We start from the raw sequence: 17,815 nt of genomic DNA, 5'->3' as shown, positions 1-17,815 counted from the left end.
CAGCAGGTAAAACAGCCCCATAGAAATGAGTACCACAAACGCGAAGAAAAAGAGGGTAAGGGCCGTTACAATCTGAACGCATCGGCAGAGGAATCGGAAAAACTTCATAAAAGCGACGGTGGAATCTTGTGAATGATGACACAAAATTCCACCGTCGTGGGGGGCAAAAACAGGACATCAGGCGACCAGGTTTCTGAAGCCGGAATCAGAATAAGCAGATATATCCTTTAATGCGAATAGGCTCAACTGGCTTTACTGCAGCTAGAAATGTTTTTGCATCTACTTTACGGACTTCAGGCTCATCCATTCTTCTTTTACACCTCTGGCTTTTATTTTTCATTTCGGAGGTTGGTTGTTGATTAAGAACCAGTCTTTCAGCAGCTGCAGGAGTTGACGAGCCAGGGCAATAACCTGGCGGATAAATTTTGTCGGGTTAGCTTCCCACTGGCGAATCCAGTTGATCAAACCGTTGACAACTGTATTGCCAATATTACCGATCAGATACGCGGAAAGTGATGTCATCCAAATTGGTTGACCCGCTTCAGAGAGAGCAAAACCACTGAGGATGGCGGTGATCCCCCCAGCGATCACGTTGACCCAGCGCTGCCAGCCCTTAATAGTAGGGTCTTTTGTAGCCCCATTATAACCGCCCATTAAAGAGATCAGGATGATCAGCAGGGCTTCCCCGGTGGTGTGTTTGGCCAGCCAGGTCAATGCGTTTTCGAGAAATTTCATCAGAAGAAGGAGACAATGGCATCCCCGCGCACGCCCCCGTTGGATTTGGGCGGATCAGTAGGCGGGGGGAGCAGTTCGGAAAGGTCGGCCAGGGTTTCAGAAACCTGGGTGTTTAAATACTCCAGCATCATTTTGATCTGCTCGGTCGAGGCCGGGCGCTGCTGGCGGATGTAGTTGGCAATGGAGTTGACCTGCACGCCCTGATCGGTGATGTTAACGATGCGTTCCTGCACCGCCCGGACCATCGTCAGATAAGCGATCGCGTCCTGAGCCAGACGGAGCTGCTCCTTTTGGTTGGTGGAAAGTTCACCTCCACTGGACAGGTAATTGAAACGACTGCCTAAAAGCCGTTTTACGCGGTCTTCGGCTTTAACCAGGCAAGACTGCAGGGACCAGTACGTTAAGCGGCTGTCGGCAATAAAATAGTGCTTTGAGAAGGTCTGAGCATCTTTGATCAGTAGGCCGGACTGATACTGGTACTGATCCGACGCCAGGTAGTCCGGATAATCCTCCTTTTTATCTTCCAGAAAACGAAGCAGATCTTCCAGACCGTCCCAGGCTTCGGCGTTGAGCTGGCTGGCCATGCGCTCCACTTGCCACTCGAAGGCGTCGGCCTGGCCCGCGCCGGCCGTGCGCATCACGCCCGTATCGGTGAGCTGGCCCGTTTTGACGTTGGCGTATTTTAAACCAGCCAGGTTGCCGACCGGCCGGGCCAGCCGGTCGAGCAGGGCCTGCTGTTGTGCGTTCAATTCATTACCATTCGCCACCACATCCGCCAGGTTGGCAATCAGCAGCTCCCCGGTGAACCGGGCCACAAAGAGCTGGGCGCTGTGGATGTACGGCTCGATCTCGCTGAAGGTCAGATCAGCATTGACGGGCACCACTTTTTTAAGGCTTTGGGCATCACTTATCAGCAGCTTCATCGGTTTTTTTCGGGGGTTTAGACTCGCCGGTGGCCGTAGTGGCCGTGTTGGAGGTGGCCGTGGATTTTCCTGTATCCAAGGTCGTTAAGAAGGTGTCGCGGAAGCGGAAGGTCAGCTCCGGATACTTTTTCTTCCAGCCGTTATACTGGGCCGTAAATTCGAGCGGTTCGAGTATCCGATCGCGCCAGGGCTTACAGCCCGATATAAAGATCCAGAAGGCTTCCCTTTTATCACTTCCGCCACTTCTCGGACCCATCCCGGCAAAACCGCCCAGCGTCGGGTCAAAATCCAGGGCATAGTACAGGTTGGCCAGCCCCTCGGTATAATCTTCGTTGTATTTGCCTTCTTTGTGCTTGTCGTCGAGGACGTTGATCTTAATCCCGACTTCATTTTTGGAACCCCGGTCGATCCAGGTCTCGGTTAAAATACCCTTGTTGGCGTTCTGAACATTGGAAAGTTTGTCCATCAGCGCCTTCAAAAACTCGTCCCGGATGGCCGTTCGGGCTTCAATACTGCCCTGTTCCCACCGGTCGCCGTACACCTGGGGCCAGTAATCCGATGGAACCTCGATGTGATATTTAATCTGCATCTGGTTCTGCATGGAAAACTTCTTGAACTGAGGGATGGCGTCGAGCACTTCGAGCCATCCACTGGAGCGGGCGCTGTCCCAGTTGGCTAATTGGTAGTAGGAACGGCCCGGGCTGGGGAAGCTCAGCGGGTAGCTGTATTTGTAGGCTTTTCCCTTGCGGACCTTCTCGACGCGGTCCCAGGAGTAGGGATTGATGGCCGGGATAACGATCGTCTGGGGATCAGCAGCCGAAGCCCCCTCCCAGTTGGCGTTTAGATACAGCTTATCGATCTCCCCGGTCTGCTCATTCATCCGGCCGAAGCGGCAATAAGCGGCTTCATTCGAGTGCAATTGCACCACTTTCTCCCGGTTTTTTGACAGGATAAACTCGGGAAACGAGTTGGCAAACCAGTTGATGTCCAGGGCCGTCTCCAGCAAATACCGTTTGGTGGTGATATCGTTGAGAAAACGCCGAATTTCCGGGTCCTTTACCGGGGTTTCGTCTTCCTCATCGGCCGAAGCGTACACCCCGCCACCGATCCAGAGGGCCGCTTTTTTGCTGAGTGTGGTGGGGATGATGGTGTTTTTACTGGCCAGCTTGATGATTTGCTGAGGAAAGTCGTTGCCATCGCCCCAGTAGGCGATGTGATCGTCGCCGGGCTGCAGCTCCCGACGCCGAACCGGTTCGGTGGGGCTGGCCCCCAGGGCGACCGGGGCCTGACCGTTGGGGCCGGCCGTACCCACGCCGGGCAGGTTCACAACGGCGTGGACGGTGGGCAGGTAGGCGACCGATCCAGTATCATTTAGATGAATTGGATTCATTATTTGACGGGCTGGCCGTTTATTTCGAGGATAAGGTGGATGTTCAGCCGGCGGATCTGGTCGGAGTCGACGGCCCGAATGTTGCGCGTCCACTTGGAAGCGCCCTGGCGGGGTTTTACGGTAGCCTTAATGGCCGACTGGCCTTTGTTGATCCGGCCGTTTTTGACGTGCCAGACGGCTTTTTCGTAGTGGATGATCTGGCCGCCGGTCTGCTTTTGCTGATCGGCCGTACAAAAAAAGATGGAGAAGGGTTTGGGGACCCCTCTCGCATCGGTCGCTTCCAGAATGGCCAGACATTCTTTCCACGACAGCATTCGCAGAGGTTGATTCCGCATGGGACTGGCGTTAGAGAAGGTGCGCAAATTGCACCGATCCAGCCCCGAAAAACAGGACATCAGGCGACCAGGCACCGGCCCGGGCGGAAATCAGAATTTTAAAATCAGGGGGCGAAAAGGGAAGTGCAATTCCGAAATTTTAGTCGATTTTTCGCCGTGATTCCGGATTTTTGGACAGGCCGAGTACTGCCCCGTAAGTGGCTGATAGTTACCGGAATTGCACCCCGCTTTTCGGAGTAAAAAAAGAGGGCAGAATTTGAGCGGAATTATCAACGTTTTGGGGTTAAGTGCCTGAAAACAAGGCTAAATTTTTGAAAAATTGATTTTAAGCCTTTTTTATGGGAAAGCGAACCCCGCCACGCACTAAGCTGAGGTGCAATTGCACCGTCTCAAAGGCCCGCAGTATATGAATGGGGCACAAAAAAAGCCCGCCGGGTATTGCGGGCTAAAAACGGGACCGTTGCCTTGTTTGATACAACTAAATAATGAGATTATTCACGTTGCTTGTTTTGTAAGAAGGCTCAACTTCTTGCCTTTTATTATGGTGACACAAATCAAATTTAAAGATCTGAATACCTTCACAGTTCTTACACCTTCTTTGGAGTCAAGTTTAGATATTATTTCTAATTTCATTGCTAATGGTCGACCCATTTATTCTGCCATACTTGTTGATTCTGACGGCAGTCGCATTAAATTGCCTCTGGAGGCTCTTGATGGCGAGCAAATAGGGCATCACCTGAAAGAAATAGAATTAGCCTACCAAGAAGCATTAGTAGATAAAGTGTTGGACATGAAAGATACGACTAAGCGTGCCATTCTGCTGAAGGCGAAGGTTGATACTCAAATGGGAAAGGTAGATCAAATCAACAAGGATAGAATAGTATGGCGAAGTAAGGTTGATCAACTACTGCAGAAAATCGATGTTCTTCTACATAAAATTCGTACCTATAGATAGATGGGTCGGACAATTGGATGATTAGTTTAGTTCGTTGCCATTGGTAGCATATCCTTTAGCCCCGTCTCCTCAACTGTGAGCTGCCAGAATACCTCATCGCAGGCATCGGTTAAGTGCGTGGTGGTGGACTGGTCTATCTCTTTCTTGCCCTCATCGGTCTTGTCCTTTTTGAAACCATCCCGACCGCCATCCTTGGTGCCGGCATCATGCATGGCATCGACCATGACGTGGGTGTTTTCGCGGTTGAAGCGCTGGCGGGGAAAACGGTCATCCTCTTCGCTCAGCGCCACGCCCCAGGCCAGGTAACGCCCCATGTGGGATTCAGTTTGGCCCGTATAGATTTCAGTAACGTGCCAGCCATTGTCTTTGAGCACTTTGATGACCTCATCAGCATAGGTTACATCCGACTTACCATCCGTACCAATGGCGGTGTGGTTAAACACGTACTTAACCCGCTTTTTGTAGAAATACCGGTAGTAGTCGCAAAACTCCTGCACAACGCTCTGGATCTTCTTCTCACCAGGTGCATAGAAGATCTTCAGATAGCGTACCTCCCGGCCTACTCGTTGACCCACCACCATACAGTTAAAACTTGAACCGTAGTCCATTCCGATCGTTAACGGCTGGTCGTGGTCGATATCGGCATCCTTGCGGCAATCATTGAAGCCTTTTTCGCCAAAATGATTGTCAACGAAGCCATAGTCAACCGAGTCGTAATAGTGCAGCTCATCGCGCAGGTGGGGGTAAAAGCCGTCTTGCACGCCTTTCACCCGAATGTTCAAAACGTTGGCTTTCCAGTAGCTCGGCCGAAGCGTCCGGAACAGGGTTTTGAAATACTGAAAGCCCAGGGCGTGAATATTAGCGAAGCTACTGGCCTCGGCAAAATGCACCAGGCCGACGCGTAGCTCTCTGAGCATCCCCTCGTATTTTTTGATACGCAGTTGGGCCGAAACATTGCCCGGGCGCTTGGCCAATTTCTGCTTTTCCTTGTAAATCTCCAGTTGAACCGCCAGGATCAGTTTGATGGCCTCCTGGTGGTGGGGTTTGTTGCACTCCTTCTCCGCGTCCAAGATCCACCGGCTCGACTTCGTGGTCGGCATGTCGGTGGTAAACATCGTGGAATGGTGCAGCGCAGAGTGCCCAAATCGCTCATTTTCACCCCGGTTAATGGCCATTACCTCACTGTCTAGTTTCTCTTTGTTGAGGAACTTGGCTTCATCCCCAAAAATGGCGTTAACGCTCAAACCGTTCGCGGTCCCGGGGCGGTCCTGGCCCACGAGCCGCAAAACCGAAACAGTATTGCCGTTCCGGATGAAAATGGAGTGCTGCGGGTCGAGGGGGCAGTTGTGGGGTAGATCGAGTTTAAACTTCTTATCGGGAAAACGCCGGACCCAGTAGTCCACGTCGCGCTGGTAGCCCATGCGCTGCAGCCCGTTCCAGAGCGCCGGCAACGTGCGGTCCAGGAGCTGGATGTACGTGGTTCCCACGCAAACAAAGCTGCCCCGGGGCATTTCATTCACCAGGTCATGCACGTAGGGCGCCAGCACGCCCTCACTTTTCCCGGTTCCCCGGCCGGCCACGCAGGTGGTGTACTGTGCCCGGATCAGCAGGGCAATGAGCTGCAGGTAATTGAAGTGCAGCTCCCGGATCTCCTGTTCGGATAGTACGCCATCGACGTCATCGGATTGGTTGACGTGCACCAGGCTAGGGTTGATCTTGCTGAGCGCTTTGGTCATCGTCCTTCTCGTTTACGGGTTCAAAATCAACGTCTTCAATCATCAGCTCCCGTTTTGCTTTCTCGCCGATGTAGGCGGCCACTTTAGCCTCCAGGTTCGGGATTGGCTTGGCGCCAATTCGCGCCGGGTTAAAGTCGATCGATACTTTGATCTGGCGGGGAGCCTGGTCAGTATCTTGGGGCTGATCGAAGTGGTTTAGCTTGATGAGGTTGTCGTCACATTTAGCGGCCGTCTTCAGATCTCCGTTAAAGAGCGCCGTCGTTCGGAGGCTTTTGATCTGGGCGATGAGCATCACCTTTTCAAATTCCTTATTGGTAGCCTCCATCGTCGCAAAAAACCGTTTGGTGTCACGAATGTCACGCCAGGCTTGCGGCTCAGATACCTGGTAGGTTGAGACCAGGTATTTCACCGTTTCGGAATCGGTGAGGGGCCGAATGGCCACCATCCACTCGCGGGCAGCAATCCACCGCTGCCGTCTCCCCTCCAGGGAAGCCGACAGCGGTGTTTCGCCGTCTGATTTGTACCATTTCAGAATGGCATCGAACGCATCTTCAAAGCGTTCATTCTCGCTTTTCATAGTTGGTTAGCAGGATTTCCATCCGGCGGTTGCTGAGGTTGCGCCGTTCTCCGATTTCATGCACAAATAGCCCCCGCCGGCTGGCTTCAGCCAAGACAAAGGGGTGATCAAATTCAGACATGGCGAACGGGATCTGGCGCGACTCCAGGGCATCGAGCAGATCGACCAGGTCCTGTTTGGTCCAGGTCGAGCGCTTACCGCCGGCGTAGGTGTTGTCGGTATCGAGATACGGGGGATCAGCGTAGCAAAACGCCCGGGTGAGTCGGGCCGGGAGGGCAAATTGTTTGAAGAATTTACGGAAGTCGGTCGAGGCAAAGATGACATCTTCCAGGGCCTGGGCGCACGCTGGTAAACGGTTGTACGTCGTGAATTTCGTGTTGTCGATGCCCATCTTCATGCTGGTGGGCCTACCCATAAAGCCGTAATTGCTGAGGTAGAGAAACCGGGCGGCTTTCAGTACGGGGTCGGTTTCCGAATGGGTTTTCCAGTGCTGGAAAAGTTTGTCGTGTTGGGGGGCCATGCGCCAGAAAGCCTCCAGCTCGGCCAGTTGGTGCTGCACAACGTGAAACAGGTTATAAACCTCCTCATCGGCGTCGTTGACAACATTGTACTTTACCTTGGGTTTGGAAAAAAACATACCGCCGGCACCGAAAAACGGTTCGAGGTATAGGTCGTGTTCGGGGAAATAGGATTGAATCCTGGCCGCAATGGCCCGTTTGTTCCCCATGCGTGTTAAAATCATGTTGCTCAGTTCAATTACACGGTGGTGAGTTAGATTAATTGCTCCAATCGTTTCCTTTCGGCTTCGTAATGCTGGAGCAGTTGCATACACGAATCCTTCTCCTGATCACTCGTAGCCTGTTTGAGTTTCTTCCGGTACCGGCTGATATACGTGCGCACGTTCATCAGGCTCAGGCGGTCGTCCCTGGTCTCCTCGGGATCTTTATCGCTGGGCAGGTAGCCATTCTCCTGGGCAAAATCAATCCGGCTGTACAGTTCGTCAACTTCCCGGATGATGGCCAGAATGCGCAGTGCCCAGATCCGGCGGTCCTCTTCAGCCTCAGCCTCGACATCGTACATACGGTAGCGAAGCCGGGCTTTCAGTTCGGTGCGCTCATCCATCAGGCGGTAGATCTGCTGCTGGAGGGGCGCAATCAAACCGGTCGCGTCGACGCTCGCCGGAGGGGGAGCTGAGACCGGAGCCGGGGCCGGTACCTGGCCGGCCAGCCAGGTCTGCAGCAGCTCGAACAGCCGGGGCCGGGTGAAGGAGTCAGCGCCCCGGGATAGAATGCGGAGGTTTAGGCTGCTAAGCGATCCGGTGGCTTCCAGGAGCTGCAGGCCGGCGACGTAGTCCTGGGGATTCTTTAGCCAGGCACGAATCAGATCAGGTAGGTTCATAAAAAAAATAGCGACTAGGAAACCCAGTCGCTATTCTGATTTTGAAAAGATTTAACCAAAAGATTGGTTACAAAAGTCGTCTGACGGTGACCCGAAAAACAGGACATCAGGCGACCGGCTTAGGCTCGATGCGTTCAATGTGGGGCCAGCCCACCCGGACGAGCTGCTCACACTGGCCGGCGGTGAGATCCGCTAACACATAGCTGCGGTTAGTGGCCGGAACAAACACGTGCGTAACGTGGGCAGGCACGCCAACAAGTTGATAAGGCAAAGCCGGCAGCTCACGAGCGGCCGGCTTTTTCGTTGATTTATTCATAATTGGGTTAGGGGGTGACGGGTTTCAGCGGAATCGTCGATGCCGTGTATTTGATCAAATACGGCATGTAGGAGCTGAAGGTAAACGGCCAGCCCCGACCATCGTCACCGTTCTTGGTGGTGTCGTAAGACGGCGTCAGCTCCACCTGGAATTCATCCGAACCGATCTGGATCAGCTCATCGCTGCCTGGCAGGGGAGCCAGGATGATAAACCGGTCGTGGATGGCCTGGTTGCCAAAAGCGACGATTTCATCACCTTCGCCCGGGTGGTAGAATTCGCCCTCGGCGTTGAAGCTGTGACGATCCGGGCCACCGATCGGCGAGAACTTTACAAAACCGGTGTTTTTGGTAATGTAAATTTCGACAAAGCCCTTTCCTGCCTTGAACGTGTGTGGCTCTTTGATCTTAAACCGATCGGCCACGTTGGCAGCAGCTTTGTCCGGCATCTCGATCGTTTCGAAGTCGTCATAAGCAGCAATATAAATCTTCTGCTTAAGACCACCCTGCAAGCTGACGGCAGGAGTTGATTTGATTGAATTGTAGGTTCCTGCCATGATTATTCAGCGATTTCGACGAGGAATCCGAAGCCTTTCTCAACCGCTTTGTGCTGCAGCTCTTCGTCAGCCAGCAGCTCGTCAACGGTAATGACTTCTTTTCCTAATTGGAAAGATTTGACCTGGACTTCGTAGCGTTTTCCGCCGACGGTAATCACCGGAAATTGGGCCGGGCTTTTCTCAAGGCTGGCGACTTTCGCTTCCAGCTCAGTGATGGTTTTGCCCTGGGCTTCGATGATGGTAGTGGCCTCCAGGATTTCGGCCTTTTTTTCGGCCAGTTCGGCCTGAAGCGACTCGACGGTCACTTCTTTTTCTTGGTCTTTTGCCATGTTGGTGGGGCGCTTTCAGCACAAGCCGAATGGCGAGTTCCATTCGGCTTCGTAGCTTATAGTCAGCGGGTTTGAGGTATCAAAGGGGAGTTTAAAGGGGCTGCTTATGCCTGGTCGTTGCAGAAAACGATTTCCGGGATGATGAAGCCCGTACCCATCCACCAGTCGGTTAAGAATTTCACCAGACGATCCACCGTTTGGATATCGACCAGTTTCTGGTTTTGGGTTTTCTTTTTCAACAGGACGGCGTTGCCCTTCGGCGTACACCAGATGCGGCCTGATCCGTTGTGGCTTGGCAAACCTTTCACCGTTAGGTTAGTCGATTTTACGATCAGATCCTGGGCGTTGTCGACCGTGTTTTTGCCGTACTTCTTCCGCTGGCCCCGTTCGAACCGGCGCTGCAGATCCTGGGCCATGTTGAGCTGCATCGCTCCGTTCCAGTAGCGTTTGTCGATCAAATCGCCGAAGTCTTCAACGTAATCAACAAACTCCTCCGGATCAGTTGGAATAACGCCCATTGTGATCGGGGTAATCCGGCCGGCGGTGATGTGGCCAGCGAAGATTTTCTTCAGACCGTCCATCGACGTGGAGATCGCACCCGGGGTGCCATCGGCAGGAGCAGCGTGGACGCCTTTAAAAATCTCGTTCAATTCCAGATCCTCCTGGATTTTTGGAAAGAACAACGACTCCAGGTAATAGCGGATGTAAGGCCACTCAGAGCGTTTTAAGTTACCACTCGCCAAAAAGCCGAGCCAGGTAGCCTCCAGGTCATCCGGAGCCTCTTCCGAGTCAGCTTTCATGTGCTGCATCTCGATTTTTACCGGTTTGAACTCAGCCTGGCCCAGTGGTGTAAACTTCTTCTGGAACGGTTGTACCAGGCGCGAAATCGTGGATTTGGCGGCCGTCCAGACCGTGTCATCCGTGATGACCGGCGTTAAGGCGGATTCTGTCTCAAAAGGAACGCGGGCAACCTGGTGGAGACGGCTCAGGTTCTGCCCTTGGTTTTGGTAATACGCACCGTACTCGGTGACAATGTCAGCGATTTGCATTGGATTTGTTGTTTACTGGGGACTAGGAGGTGGGAAAGGCGAAGGGTTGAGCCCGGGTGGATTAGTAGGGGAAAAGTGGGTTGTTGTCCAGGGATTTGTTGTGAGCCAGGCCAGCAACCACTTGTTCGGCCGTGAGCTGGCCTTCGGTGCTCGGAATGGTTTCCGTTGTGGTGCGGGTGGGGTTGCTGGGCGTTTCGCCTGGCTGCTCACCGAGTTCGGCCACTTTGGCCGCTAATTGCGTTTTTTCGGTCGTCAGCGTGGAGACCTGGCTACGCAACGTGGCCAGCTCTTTCGTCGCGGCCGTGAGCTGCGTTTGAACCGGCGTGAGTTGGTTGGAGGAGGCGACGGCAGCGTCGAATTGTGCCTGACTGACAACGGCCAGTCCAGTAAAGCCAGCAGCCGTCAGCTCGGCATTGATAGCGTCGATTTGTTCGGGCGTAATCTGTTCAGCAGTTACACCCTTGACCGCCATCAGGGCGGCCAGCTTCAGGTATCCAAACATGGAATCGGAGGGGGGATTGGTTGAGGGAGAAGAATCGGCCAGCAGGGTGAGCGTAGTGGCCATTAAGTCGCTGAGGTTGCCGATCGAATTGATCAGGCCCATTTCCAGAGCGATGTCGGCGGTGAAGAGACCGCCGGCTGTGGGGTCGCCGGCGTCCGTGGCTTTCACCCCAGGACGGCGGCTAGTAACATCATCGATAAACCGCTGAGCCTTGCGGGTCATCAGGGCCTGCATCGGCTTGAAGTTGCCCTTCTTGGCCTGGCGGTATTCGTAATTTTTCTCTTTGGATTGGTCGGCGTAAATGTCCTCTTCCTTAATGCCCATCGCCTGCAGTTGGGCGCTGTTATCGCGGAAGGAGGTGTAAACACCAATGGAGCCGATTTCGTCAGTCGGCCGGGAAGCAATAATCTGGGCGCAGTGGATCGCCACCAGGTACCAGGCAGAACCCGCCACACCATGGTCGCAGTAAAAGACAACCGGTTTGTCCAGGTTGTCAATCGCATCGCCCACCCGGTAGGCTGCGTGCTCCAGGCCGCCGGGGCCGTTTACTTTTAAGACGACGGCCAGGATTTCAGGAATACGGCCGGCCCATTTCAGTTCAGCCTCGATCCAGCGGGACGTGTGATTATACAGCAGCCCTTCGTACTCCAGTACCAAAATGCCGGCACCCTGGGGCGTTTCGCTTAAACTGAGCGTGGCCATCATTTCCTCCGGCAGCTCGATTGCTTCCAGGGGTACAAAGCCCATTTTCCGGTCGGCTGGCCGGGCCACAGAGTCAACCGGTGCACCGTGCTCCAGAAGCGTCTGAAACGCCAATTGTCCAGCCTGGGCGTCGATGAGCCAGGGGCCGGATGTTAATTCAGAAAGCGCGATCGAAAAACGGTCATTCATACGCGGCAGGGGCGGTGAGAGTGCCCGAGAAGGAAAGGTTATAGCCCCGGGAGCCGGGGACATCGCTATCGGTCGATAGCTCAAATTCGAGGAGGAGGGGTTCGATCTTCGTGCCGGCTAAACGGGTCAGCCCGGCGGTGTCCTGGAAGCGAACCAAAAACGTTTGATACTGCGCGAGATTTTCAATCTGGGCGCGTTTGTCGGGGGAGTCGTCGGGCGAAAAGCCCTTGATTTCTAGATCATGGAGAAAGCCGTTATCGGTGTTTTTTTTGGATTCACGGTACTGGAGCGTGCCTGGCGTGCAGTAGATCCGGGTAAAGCTCCAGGAAGGAGAAAGAACAACGGTGGGGGCGCTGGCTACCGATGATATCGTATACGAAGCAAGGGCGACAGCCGGGACGATCTCGATCCAGCGTCCTCCACCGGGGTTCCATTTTCCTGTTCGGTTTAGAGACATATTAGGCACAAAAGTCGCCTACAAGCCCCCCGAAAAACAGGACATCAGGCGACCAGTGCGATGTCCGGCGTTACCGGCATCGAAAGAATTTTAGAGGTTGCTCCCGGGCGTTGGCGTACCGGTTTGGCGGTTTTCAGCCAGGCCGGCCGGTTGCGGGTGTAGTAGCGAATGGCGGTTTCCAGCGACATTTCCGACTCATCCAGGTCGTAACGTTTGAGGAAATTTTCGATTGATTCCGAAACGAAGCCGCCGTAGGATTCGCGCACGGCCGTTTCGTGGACCATCTGTTCCAGAAAAGTCTTTTTAACGAACTGGTTAAAGGAAACTACCTTCTCGGGAGAGAGACTGGAGCCGAAGCCGTGTGCGGCCATCCAGCGCTTTGTTCCCACCGTCATGGTATCGGTTAAACGCATGTAGGCTTTGGGTTCTTCCTTGCGGGGGTAGCGGTCCAGACAGGCCCACAAATAGGCGCTGAACGAGTTGGTGAACGTCCCATTGATTTCTGCACCAATGAGGAAAGGAGCAGTTGGGAAGTGAAAGCACAGGAATTTCCGCACGAGCGGAAAAACCCGGATGTCGGTCGTTACATAAGGCGGCATGTACAATTAATACAAGTTACGGTCTATTGCGTTGGCAAAATTCAGCCCAGTTTGCCGCGAAAAACAGGACATCAGGCGACCAGATGAGTATCAAGGCCAGAAATTGACAAGGAACTGAGCACCATAAAGATAAGTACATTTACGGGGTAAATATGCTCAGTTAGTAACAATTATCAGACAAAACATTGCTGATTGATGATCATAGGCTTGATTTTGCTAAAAATGGACCTGTTAGCTAGTTAAATGTTAGATTTCGGTAGCTTTGCGGCAGAGATATACATCTCATTGTAGAATAATAAAATCACCCGCCTGGTATCCAAGCGGGTGATTTTGTTTATAGGTTTAGTCTGGACTTAACTGACTGCAATCTGTAGTCGAGAACGCAGCACATAATTGATATTTGCCGCTTACGAAGTTTGAAATTTCATCTGTCACTATATTATCTATCTTGGCAGTTCACCATTAAATCTTTCTGCAATGAGTTACCAAGAAATTTTTGAATCCTACAAGGTCATGGTATGTGGCTACTATAGCTATAAAATTAGGGACATTATTCAAGAGGCAGAAGAAATTGTTGATCGTCAGATTAGGGGAGCAATGGAGGTTCCCAGAATCATTAAGTGGGTTAATGATGAAGGTGAAAGGACTGTAGATACAGACATGAAGTATGCCGGGGATCTATTCACCGCATTGGTGAATAGAGGTTATATGGATAAAAAGTATGAGGAAGTGTACCGGAGACTCCTCAATGTGAGACCTTCCGAGGTTACTTTAGAAAATCGCAGGACACTTTTGGACGAGGCTTTAGATTTGCTTTCTGCTGTAAAAGCCCTTAGAGATGAAGCCTATGCAGTGAAAGGCATAGATCTTCCTAAAGAATCATAACAAAAAAGGTCCGGCGTTGTAACGCCGGACCTTTCTGTTAAAACTAAAGCGCGGGCTGTAATTGGATAAATGGCGCGTCGTAAAAATCTTCCGGATTAACTTTCGCCTCGGTTAATCCCAAGCACCTGGGATGATACCGGAATTCCGAGATCTTATTGGGCCAGAGCCGGATCGGCAGGGTGTTCTCCCCAATCACATCACCACATCTACTGCACAGGCAAAATTGGTCGCCAGCCTCGGGAGAATCTGTAAATTTTCTGTCGGTAGTTAGAATGTAGAGTGGCATAAAACAGCGAGTTATTGCAGGGTGATAGCGTCCAGGGGAAAAGGGGTGGGCTTCTCCGGATCGTCCCCGGTAAGCACGATGTATGCCTGCTGCTGCTCACTGTTCAGGTAGCCCTCGATCTACTGTTGGTTAAGACGGTAGATGGTGCCGAGGGCAGTCCCTACGGACAAGTCAACACTGACCGGCTTGCCGAAATTTTGGATGATTTGTGCTTTGGTGATAGCCATTTTAGGTAGAGAATTAGAAGTGGTACATCACGAAGTTATACGTACTCAATTACGCTGACTTGTCGGCATTCTCTAAGGCCCCAATAGTTCCATTGGCCATTCTCCTTTGTCCCATCGATCATTAGGAACACGTTGTGGTCTACTAAGTGATAAACTTGCGTCTCATTCTCGAATTCATCCTCTGTTTCATTACGATGCTCGTAACGCTTATCCACAACCTTGCCTACCCATTCAGGGAAACCGTCTTCAATAATTTGTGCATTAGAAATGCCTTCAGCTTCCAGTCGGTCAATAATTTCTTGAGAGGTCATACATTAAAAATTAGTCGTTAAAACTTTGTGATAGATGTAAACGGGAAGGCCGAAAAGCGTCCAGGTTGTGACCAGGTGCTTCTCCAGATGCTCGATGCCGGTGCCAGCTCGGACGCGGACTTTTTCATGGTGCTCTACTCTGCGTAACATGGTTATAAAGCGTTAAGAATTTTGCGTGAATAGATTCCAGACTCGGTAATTCTTGCCGTACTTCCTGCGAAGGTTATTATCCTTCCGGTCGTGCGCCAGGTGGCAGCGCTGGCAGAGCGCTTTTAAATTCACCAGGTCGTTGTTCTTCGGATCGTGATCCAGGTGCGCTACCGTCAGCACGATTTTGACAAAACGGTCTTCCATGTATTCGCTCCCCCGGGCCATGCCCAAATACTCCCCGGTTTCTTCGTTAAATACCTCACCATCGATATTCATATACGTGCCGTCTTTGGCCCTGGCGATGGTCTCCAGGTGCGGTGCCCCGCACTGCTCACATTTGTTTTTCGCCCTGATCAGTCGGACAAACCGGCTGATCCGCTTCCACATGGGATGGTAGTCTTTGTAGTTGACTGGCATCGCTAAAAGTGAGTTTTAGTGGTGTCCTGACTTCCTGACCGCTTTTAATCCTATTTTTAACGTAACTCGCTGATAATCAAATCTGCTCTTGGTCAGGGCAAGTCAGGATTTTTCTGTTTTTGACTTGATTAACTTGCTGATAATCAGTAGTGAGTCGTCAGGTTGAACACCCTGACCCGTCCTTACTTTCGGTCAGGGTCGGTCAGGGCACTATACCTGACATCCTACCTTTGATTATCAATTACTTACGTGAGTTATAAACACTAAAATCCTGACCGGCCCTGACCACTTATCTGTCTATTTATCAGACACTTAGCAAAAAAATAGGACTAAAAACGGTCAGGAAGTCAGGGTTCTATGAATTTTTAGCTTGGAAAGCGGCCGGATACTTATCCATATACCGCTTGAGCTTTTCGTTAACCGACTGCTTGGTAATGCCCAGGTGATCGGCCAGAGCTTTCTGGTTGTACTGGAAACCCTTCAACAGGGCGGCAAACTCCAACACGTTGGGCGGAATCAAGACCTTGCTTTTGGCCGTCTGGTAGGCTTCATAACCAGAGTGCATAAAGTAGTCGCAAACCTTCAGCGCCCGGTAGATGTACTCGTCCTCGATCGTGTCGGGTTTTAGTTTAGGGTGGCTGTGGCACATATCCATCACTTTCAGAATCAGGGCAATGCGCAGGCCGTATTCTTTGATCTTCCCGAAGATCCCGGCTTTGACGTTCTTATCGGTGAGGTTATCCATCCGGTTGATGGCCATCGTGTGTTTGTCCTGCCATTCCTGAAACCGTAGAATGCCCGGTCGGCTGACCTTGGACACGTGCGGCTCGTCGGTCTCGTAGTTCATCGGCAGCTCGTGGTACATCCGTTGGATCATCCGGTTATAGCCCTCCAGCAGCTCCTCCGGGATGCGATAGGACAAGTCCGGAGAAATTACCCGATCGGTTTCGGCAAACGCCCACAGCATCCTGAAAATGTAGCCGGTCGCCAGGCGGTTCTGCTCGTAAAAGCGGTAGATTACATCGGGCTGCGTTGATCCCATTACGCTGGCCACCAGGTGGTGCTTACGGATATACGTCAGTTTCCCGCCGGCCCGGCGCATCGTGAAAGAGGAGGAGGGTGACCAGCTTGCTGTCCAAAAGGAGGCCTCCGATTTCCCGGTTTTGTAACGGTCCATGTCATCGATCCACTTCAGCAGCTCATCAGCGTAGCGGGTTACGCCCTTGTAATTGTGCTGCAGCACGTCCTTAATCAGGGCCTCGAAGGTGATATCCTCGAACATGACCACTTTCTGTTTGACTGGCTCGCTATTACTGCCAAAGAAAAAGGTCTCTTCAACAGCGTCGGGTTCGTCTTCCTTAAGCGGATTTTTCTTAGACTTCACCTTGATGGCATATTCCCGTTCCTGTTCCTTGAGCTTGTCGAAGTACTGCTCGTTGTAATCGTCCTGGATCTTGTTGAGGGGGCGAAGTAAAACGCCCTGGATCATCGACTTTCCCGAGGAGCTGATCCCCACCGAGCAACCCCACATCGAAAGACAAACCTCCCAGTCACCCATCCGGGCACGAAGGGCCGAGCCAATCGCGGTGCTGGCAGCCTGCAACAGCGACATGCCGATAAAGGCCCGCTCACCCTGCATTTTATCGACCAGGACGGCGATTAAGGGTTTGATGTGTTCGGGAAAGACATCGAGGGGGAAAACGTGGCCTTTGCGCCGTTTAATGGCTTCTGTTTCCAGATCATCTTCAGCCAGTACCGACGCGTAGGCGCTGGGGTTAACCGGGTTAGGTTTTGGATCTCGCTCACCAAAAGGTTGATACACTCTCATACGCCGAAGTCAGTTTTAAGGAATGACTGCAGGCGCGACAGCTCCGTATCGCTCAGGTCGATTTCTCCGACCGCAGTAAGAAGTTTTTTTGATTCGGGCCGGATCACCATGTGCCCCGAACTACTAATGATCAGATCCTTGCTGAGTTTGTAAAACAGGTCACGCCCCACCTCCACGTGCACGCTGTTTTCCAGGGCGTGACCGTTGACGTTATACGAAGTCTGATTAGCCACGTATACGTTTGACTGGATTTCCTTTCGATCGTAGTGGTTGTTTGTGGGACCGTGCTGGTGCTGGTGGCGTGGGGTATCGGCTTTAACTTCCAGGGCGCTGATCAGGTCGATGGCATCATCGATGGCCTGGGCGACGAGCTTGACCGTTTCTGCGTTATCTTCTGTTTTTGCCCACTCATAAACCAGGCCACTGCTATTGGCGAAGGCGGCTTTTCTACTTGCCAGGGTATCTTTATTTGTTGGGGTCATGCCTTCTTGTTCGTTGTGGCCGCCCCGGGGTCGGGACGGCCGGTTAAATGGTCATCCCGGCTAATTGCCGAGTTTAAATACAATTTTGGATGGCTCACCCATTGTCAGCAGCAGACGACCCAGCGCATCAATGAGCTGGCGTGGTTCAATGTCCGGATGGAGCCGGCATTCTGTATTGCGTTGCTGCTGGAGCTGGAGCCGGATGTAGCGAGCCAGGTCGCTAAGCGGATCAATCGTGCTCACCAGGTTAGCCGGCTGATCGGGAACAAAAACCGATAGGGCAATAATCTCGGTGCGGCTAAATCCCGCCGGCGGTGGATCGCCGGCGAAAGTGCCAATTACCTGGTGATTGAGTAACCGATTGAGACAGTCGAGATCCGCCGAATTATCAAAAGTTACGGCAAGTTGACGGTACTGGTTGCGATTTTTACGAGCTGGCGTCAATGCCAGGCTGCGAAAGATTACATTTACATTCATTGTAGAA

Annotated in this window: 23 protein-coding genes; 2 read left to right on the top strand and 21 right to left on the bottom strand. The window is 52.3% G+C overall.

Annotation, left to right across the window (positions count from 1 at the left end):
* Nucleotides 1-336: 336 nt before the first annotated feature.
* From OQ371_RS23795 to OQ371_RS23780, 4 genes are read right to left on the bottom strand one after another with little or no spacing between them, the layout of a single operon-like run.
* On the bottom strand, nucleotides 337-735 hold the full coding sequence (locus OQ371_RS23795) for a hypothetical protein (protein WP_265990871.1): 399 nt from the start codon (nucleotides 733-735) through the stop codon (nucleotides 337-339).
* A complete protein-coding gene (locus tag OQ371_RS23790) occupies nucleotides 735-1,658 on the bottom strand; it encodes a DUF6712 family protein (protein WP_265990869.1) in 924 nt (307 codons plus the stop codon). Before OQ371_RS23790 ends, OQ371_RS23795 begins: the two co-directional genes overlap by 1 nt.
* Nucleotides 1,639-3,048, bottom strand: a complete 1,410-nt coding sequence (locus OQ371_RS23785; protein WP_265990867.1) for a hypothetical protein — start codon at nucleotides 3,046-3,048, stop codon at nucleotides 1,639-1,641. The genes OQ371_RS23790 and OQ371_RS23785 overlap by 20 nt, the downstream gene beginning before the upstream one ends.
* Entirely contained in the window at nucleotides 3,048-3,383 is a 336-nt protein-coding gene (locus tag OQ371_RS23780) for a hypothetical protein (RefSeq protein WP_265990866.1), read from the bottom strand. Before OQ371_RS23780 ends, OQ371_RS23785 begins: the two co-directional genes overlap by 1 nt.
* A gap of 406 nt (nucleotides 3,384-3,789) precedes the next feature.
* On the opposite strand from OQ371_RS23780, the gene OQ371_RS23775 reads away from it, so the two are divergent.
* Nucleotides 3,790-4,338, top strand: coding sequence for a hypothetical protein (locus OQ371_RS23775; RefSeq protein WP_265990865.1), 549 nt, complete (start codon nucleotides 3,790-3,792; stop codon nucleotides 4,336-4,338).
* A 26-nt stretch (nucleotides 4,339-4,364) separates the two neighbouring features.
* Here the strand turns inward: OQ371_RS23775 and OQ371_RS23770 are convergent, their stop codons facing one another.
* The 11 genes from OQ371_RS23770 to OQ371_RS23720 all read right to left on the bottom strand — a co-directional run bounded on the left by OQ371_RS23770 (nucleotide 4,365) and on the right by OQ371_RS23720 (nucleotide 12,745).
* A complete protein-coding gene (locus OQ371_RS23770; RefSeq protein WP_265990864.1) occupies nucleotides 4,365-6,074 on the bottom strand; it encodes a hypothetical protein in 1,710 nt (569 codons plus the stop codon).
* Nucleotides 6,043-6,651 carry a hypothetical protein gene (locus OQ371_RS23765; RefSeq protein WP_265990862.1) on the bottom strand — a complete coding sequence of 203 codons (609 nt, stop codon included), beginning with the start codon at nucleotides 6,649-6,651 and terminating at the stop codon, nucleotides 6,043-6,045. Before OQ371_RS23765 ends, OQ371_RS23770 begins: the two co-directional genes overlap by 32 nt.
* A complete protein-coding gene (locus OQ371_RS23760) occupies nucleotides 6,635-7,393 on the bottom strand; it encodes a DNA adenine methylase (RefSeq protein ID WP_265990860.1) in 759 nt (252 codons plus the stop codon). Before OQ371_RS23760 ends, OQ371_RS23765 begins: the two co-directional genes overlap by 17 nt.
* A 29-nt stretch (nucleotides 7,394-7,422) precedes the next feature.
* On the bottom strand, nucleotides 7,423-8,049 hold the full coding sequence (locus tag OQ371_RS23755; protein WP_265990858.1) for a hypothetical protein: 627 nt from the start codon (nucleotides 8,047-8,049) through the stop codon (nucleotides 7,423-7,425).
* A gap of 106 nt (nucleotides 8,050-8,155) precedes the next feature.
* Complete coding sequence (locus OQ371_RS23750; RefSeq protein ID WP_265990856.1) at nucleotides 8,156-8,365, bottom strand: hypothetical protein; 210 nt, start codon at nucleotides 8,363-8,365, stop codon at nucleotides 8,156-8,158.
* A gap of 7 nt (nucleotides 8,366-8,372) precedes the next feature.
* Nucleotides 8,373-8,918: a hypothetical protein gene (locus tag OQ371_RS23745; protein WP_265990855.1), complete on the bottom strand. Its 546-nt coding sequence runs from the start codon at nucleotides 8,916-8,918 to the stop codon at nucleotides 8,373-8,375.
* Between the two features lie 2 nt (nucleotides 8,919-8,920).
* Nucleotides 8,921-9,247, bottom strand: a complete 327-nt coding sequence (locus tag OQ371_RS23740) for a hypothetical protein (RefSeq protein ID WP_265990853.1) — start codon at nucleotides 9,245-9,247, stop codon at nucleotides 8,921-8,923.
* 104 nt (nucleotides 9,248-9,351) lie between these two features.
* Nucleotides 9,352-10,296, bottom strand: coding sequence for a hypothetical protein (locus OQ371_RS23735; protein ID WP_265990852.1), 945 nt, complete (start codon nucleotides 10,294-10,296; stop codon nucleotides 9,352-9,354).
* 61 nt (nucleotides 10,297-10,357) lie between these two features.
* On the bottom strand, nucleotides 10,358-11,689 hold the full coding sequence (locus OQ371_RS23730; RefSeq protein ID WP_265990850.1) for a S49 family peptidase: 1,332 nt from the start codon (nucleotides 11,687-11,689) through the stop codon (nucleotides 10,358-10,360).
* Nucleotides 11,682-12,146, bottom strand: coding sequence for a hypothetical protein (locus tag OQ371_RS23725; RefSeq protein WP_265990848.1), 465 nt, complete (start codon nucleotides 12,144-12,146; stop codon nucleotides 11,682-11,684). The genes OQ371_RS23730 and OQ371_RS23725 overlap by 8 nt, the downstream gene beginning before the upstream one ends.
* Before the next feature lie 44 nt (nucleotides 12,147-12,190).
* On the bottom strand, nucleotides 12,191-12,745 hold the full coding sequence (locus OQ371_RS23720) for a hypothetical protein (protein ID WP_265990846.1): 555 nt from the start codon (nucleotides 12,743-12,745) through the stop codon (nucleotides 12,191-12,193).
* Nucleotides 12,746-13,222: 477 nt separating this feature from the next.
* On the opposite strand from OQ371_RS23720, the gene OQ371_RS23715 reads away from it, so the two are divergent.
* Nucleotides 13,223-13,630, top strand: a complete 408-nt coding sequence (locus tag OQ371_RS23715) for a hypothetical protein (protein ID WP_265990845.1) — start codon at nucleotides 13,223-13,225, stop codon at nucleotides 13,628-13,630.
* 548 nt (nucleotides 13,631-14,178) lie between these two features.
* Here the strand turns inward: OQ371_RS23715 and OQ371_RS23710 are convergent.
* The 6 genes from OQ371_RS23710 to OQ371_RS23685 all read right to left on the bottom strand — a co-directional run bounded on the left by OQ371_RS23710 (nucleotide 14,179) and on the right by OQ371_RS23685 (nucleotide 17,808).
* On the bottom strand, nucleotides 14,179-14,454 hold the full coding sequence (locus tag OQ371_RS23710) for a hypothetical protein (RefSeq protein ID WP_265990844.1): 276 nt from the start codon (nucleotides 14,452-14,454) through the stop codon (nucleotides 14,179-14,181).
* A 3-nt stretch (nucleotides 14,455-14,457) separates the two neighbouring features.
* Nucleotides 14,458-14,604, bottom strand: coding sequence for a hypothetical protein (locus tag OQ371_RS23705; RefSeq protein WP_265990843.1), 147 nt, complete (start codon nucleotides 14,602-14,604; stop codon nucleotides 14,458-14,460).
* A 12-nt stretch (nucleotides 14,605-14,616) separates the two neighbouring features.
* Complete coding sequence (locus OQ371_RS23700; RefSeq protein ID WP_265990842.1) at nucleotides 14,617-15,021, bottom strand: hypothetical protein; 405 nt, start codon at nucleotides 15,019-15,021, stop codon at nucleotides 14,617-14,619.
* Between the two features lie 355 nt (nucleotides 15,022-15,376).
* On the bottom strand, nucleotides 15,377-16,849 hold the full coding sequence (locus OQ371_RS23695) for a DUF3987 domain-containing protein (RefSeq protein ID WP_265990841.1): 1,473 nt from the start codon (nucleotides 16,847-16,849) through the stop codon (nucleotides 15,377-15,379).
* Entirely contained in the window at nucleotides 16,846-17,331 is a 486-nt protein-coding gene (locus tag OQ371_RS23690; RefSeq protein ID WP_265990840.1) for a hypothetical protein, read from the bottom strand. The genes OQ371_RS23695 and OQ371_RS23690 overlap by 4 nt, the downstream gene beginning before the upstream one ends.
* Nucleotides 17,332-17,391: 60 nt before the next feature.
* Nucleotides 17,392-17,808, bottom strand: a complete 417-nt coding sequence (locus OQ371_RS23685; RefSeq protein WP_265990839.1) for a hypothetical protein — start codon at nucleotides 17,806-17,808, stop codon at nucleotides 17,392-17,394.
* Nucleotides 17,809-17,815 lie beyond the last annotated feature (7 nt).

This window comes from Larkinella insperata (assembly GCF_026248825.1).
Taxonomy (GTDB): Bacteria; Bacteroidota; Bacteroidia; order Cytophagales; family Spirosomataceae; genus Larkinella; species Larkinella insperata.
The sequence above is the reverse complement of the archived record's forward strand: the minus strand, read 5'-3'. Positions and strand labels throughout refer to the sequence as shown.

Bases quoted from the DNA above. Each gene is read 5' to 3' on its own strand.
- OQ371_RS23795 (WP_265990871.1), bottom strand. From the start codon at position 735: ATGAAATTTCTCGAAAACGCATTGACCTGGCTGGCCAAACACACCACC.
- OQ371_RS23790 (WP_265990869.1), bottom strand. From the start codon at position 1,658: ATGAAGCTGCTGATAAGTGATGCCCAAAGCCTTAAAAAAGTGGTGCCC.
- OQ371_RS23785 (WP_265990867.1), bottom strand. From the start codon at position 3,048: ATGAATCCAATTCATCTAAATGATACTGGATCGGTCGCCTACCTGCCC.
- OQ371_RS23780 (WP_265990866.1), bottom strand. From the start codon at position 3,383: ATGCGGAATCAACCTCTGCGAATGCTGTCGTGGAAAGAATGTCTGGCC.
- OQ371_RS23775 (WP_265990865.1), top strand. From the start codon at position 3,790: ATGAATGGGGCACAAAAAAAGCCCGCCGGGTATTGCGGGCTAAAAACG.
- OQ371_RS23770 (WP_265990864.1), bottom strand. From the start codon at position 6,074: ATGACCAAAGCGCTCAGCAAGATCAACCCTAGCCTGGTGCACGTCAAC.
- OQ371_RS23765 (WP_265990862.1), bottom strand. From the start codon at position 6,651: ATGAAAAGCGAGAATGAACGCTTTGAAGATGCGTTCGATGCCATTCTG.
- OQ371_RS23760 (WP_265990860.1), bottom strand. From the start codon at position 7,393: ATGATTTTAACACGCATGGGGAACAAACGGGCCATTGCGGCCAGGATT.
- OQ371_RS23755 (WP_265990858.1), bottom strand. From the start codon at position 8,049: ATGAACCTACCTGATCTGATTCGTGCCTGGCTAAAGAATCCCCAGGAC.
- OQ371_RS23750 (WP_265990856.1), bottom strand. From the start codon at position 8,365: ATGAATAAATCAACGAAAAAGCCGGCCGCTCGTGAGCTGCCGGCTTTG.
- OQ371_RS23745 (WP_265990855.1), bottom strand. From the start codon at position 8,918: ATGGCAGGAACCTACAATTCAATCAAATCAACTCCTGCCGTCAGCTTG.
- OQ371_RS23740 (WP_265990853.1), bottom strand. From the start codon at position 9,247: ATGGCAAAAGACCAAGAAAAAGAAGTGACCGTCGAGTCGCTTCAGGCC.
- OQ371_RS23735 (WP_265990852.1), bottom strand. From the start codon at position 10,296: ATGCAAATCGCTGACATTGTCACCGAGTACGGTGCGTATTACCAAAAC.
- OQ371_RS23730 (WP_265990850.1), bottom strand. From the start codon at position 11,689: ATGAATGACCGTTTTTCGATCGCGCTTTCTGAATTAACATCCGGCCCC.
- OQ371_RS23725 (WP_265990848.1), bottom strand. From the start codon at position 12,146: ATGTCTCTAAACCGAACAGGAAAATGGAACCCCGGTGGAGGACGCTGG.
- OQ371_RS23720 (WP_265990846.1), bottom strand. From the start codon at position 12,745: ATGCCGCCTTATGTAACGACCGACATCCGGGTTTTTCCGCTCGTGCGG.
- OQ371_RS23715 (WP_265990845.1), top strand. From the start codon at position 13,223: ATGAGTTACCAAGAAATTTTTGAATCCTACAAGGTCATGGTATGTGGC.
- OQ371_RS23710 (WP_265990844.1), bottom strand. From the start codon at position 14,454: ATGACCTCTCAAGAAATTATTGACCGACTGGAAGCTGAAGGCATTTCT.
- OQ371_RS23705 (WP_265990843.1), bottom strand. From the start codon at position 14,604: ATGTTACGCAGAGTAGAGCACCATGAAAAAGTCCGCGTCCGAGCTGGC.
- OQ371_RS23700 (WP_265990842.1), bottom strand. From the start codon at position 15,021: ATGCCAGTCAACTACAAAGACTACCATCCCATGTGGAAGCGGATCAGC.
- OQ371_RS23695 (WP_265990841.1), bottom strand. From the start codon at position 16,849: ATGAGAGTGTATCAACCTTTTGGTGAGCGAGATCCAAAACCTAACCCG.
- OQ371_RS23690 (WP_265990840.1), bottom strand. From the start codon at position 17,331: ATGACCCCAACAAATAAAGATACCCTGGCAAGTAGAAAAGCCGCCTTC.
- OQ371_RS23685 (WP_265990839.1), bottom strand. From the start codon at position 17,808: ATGAATGTAAATGTAATCTTTCGCAGCCTGGCATTGACGCCAGCTCGT.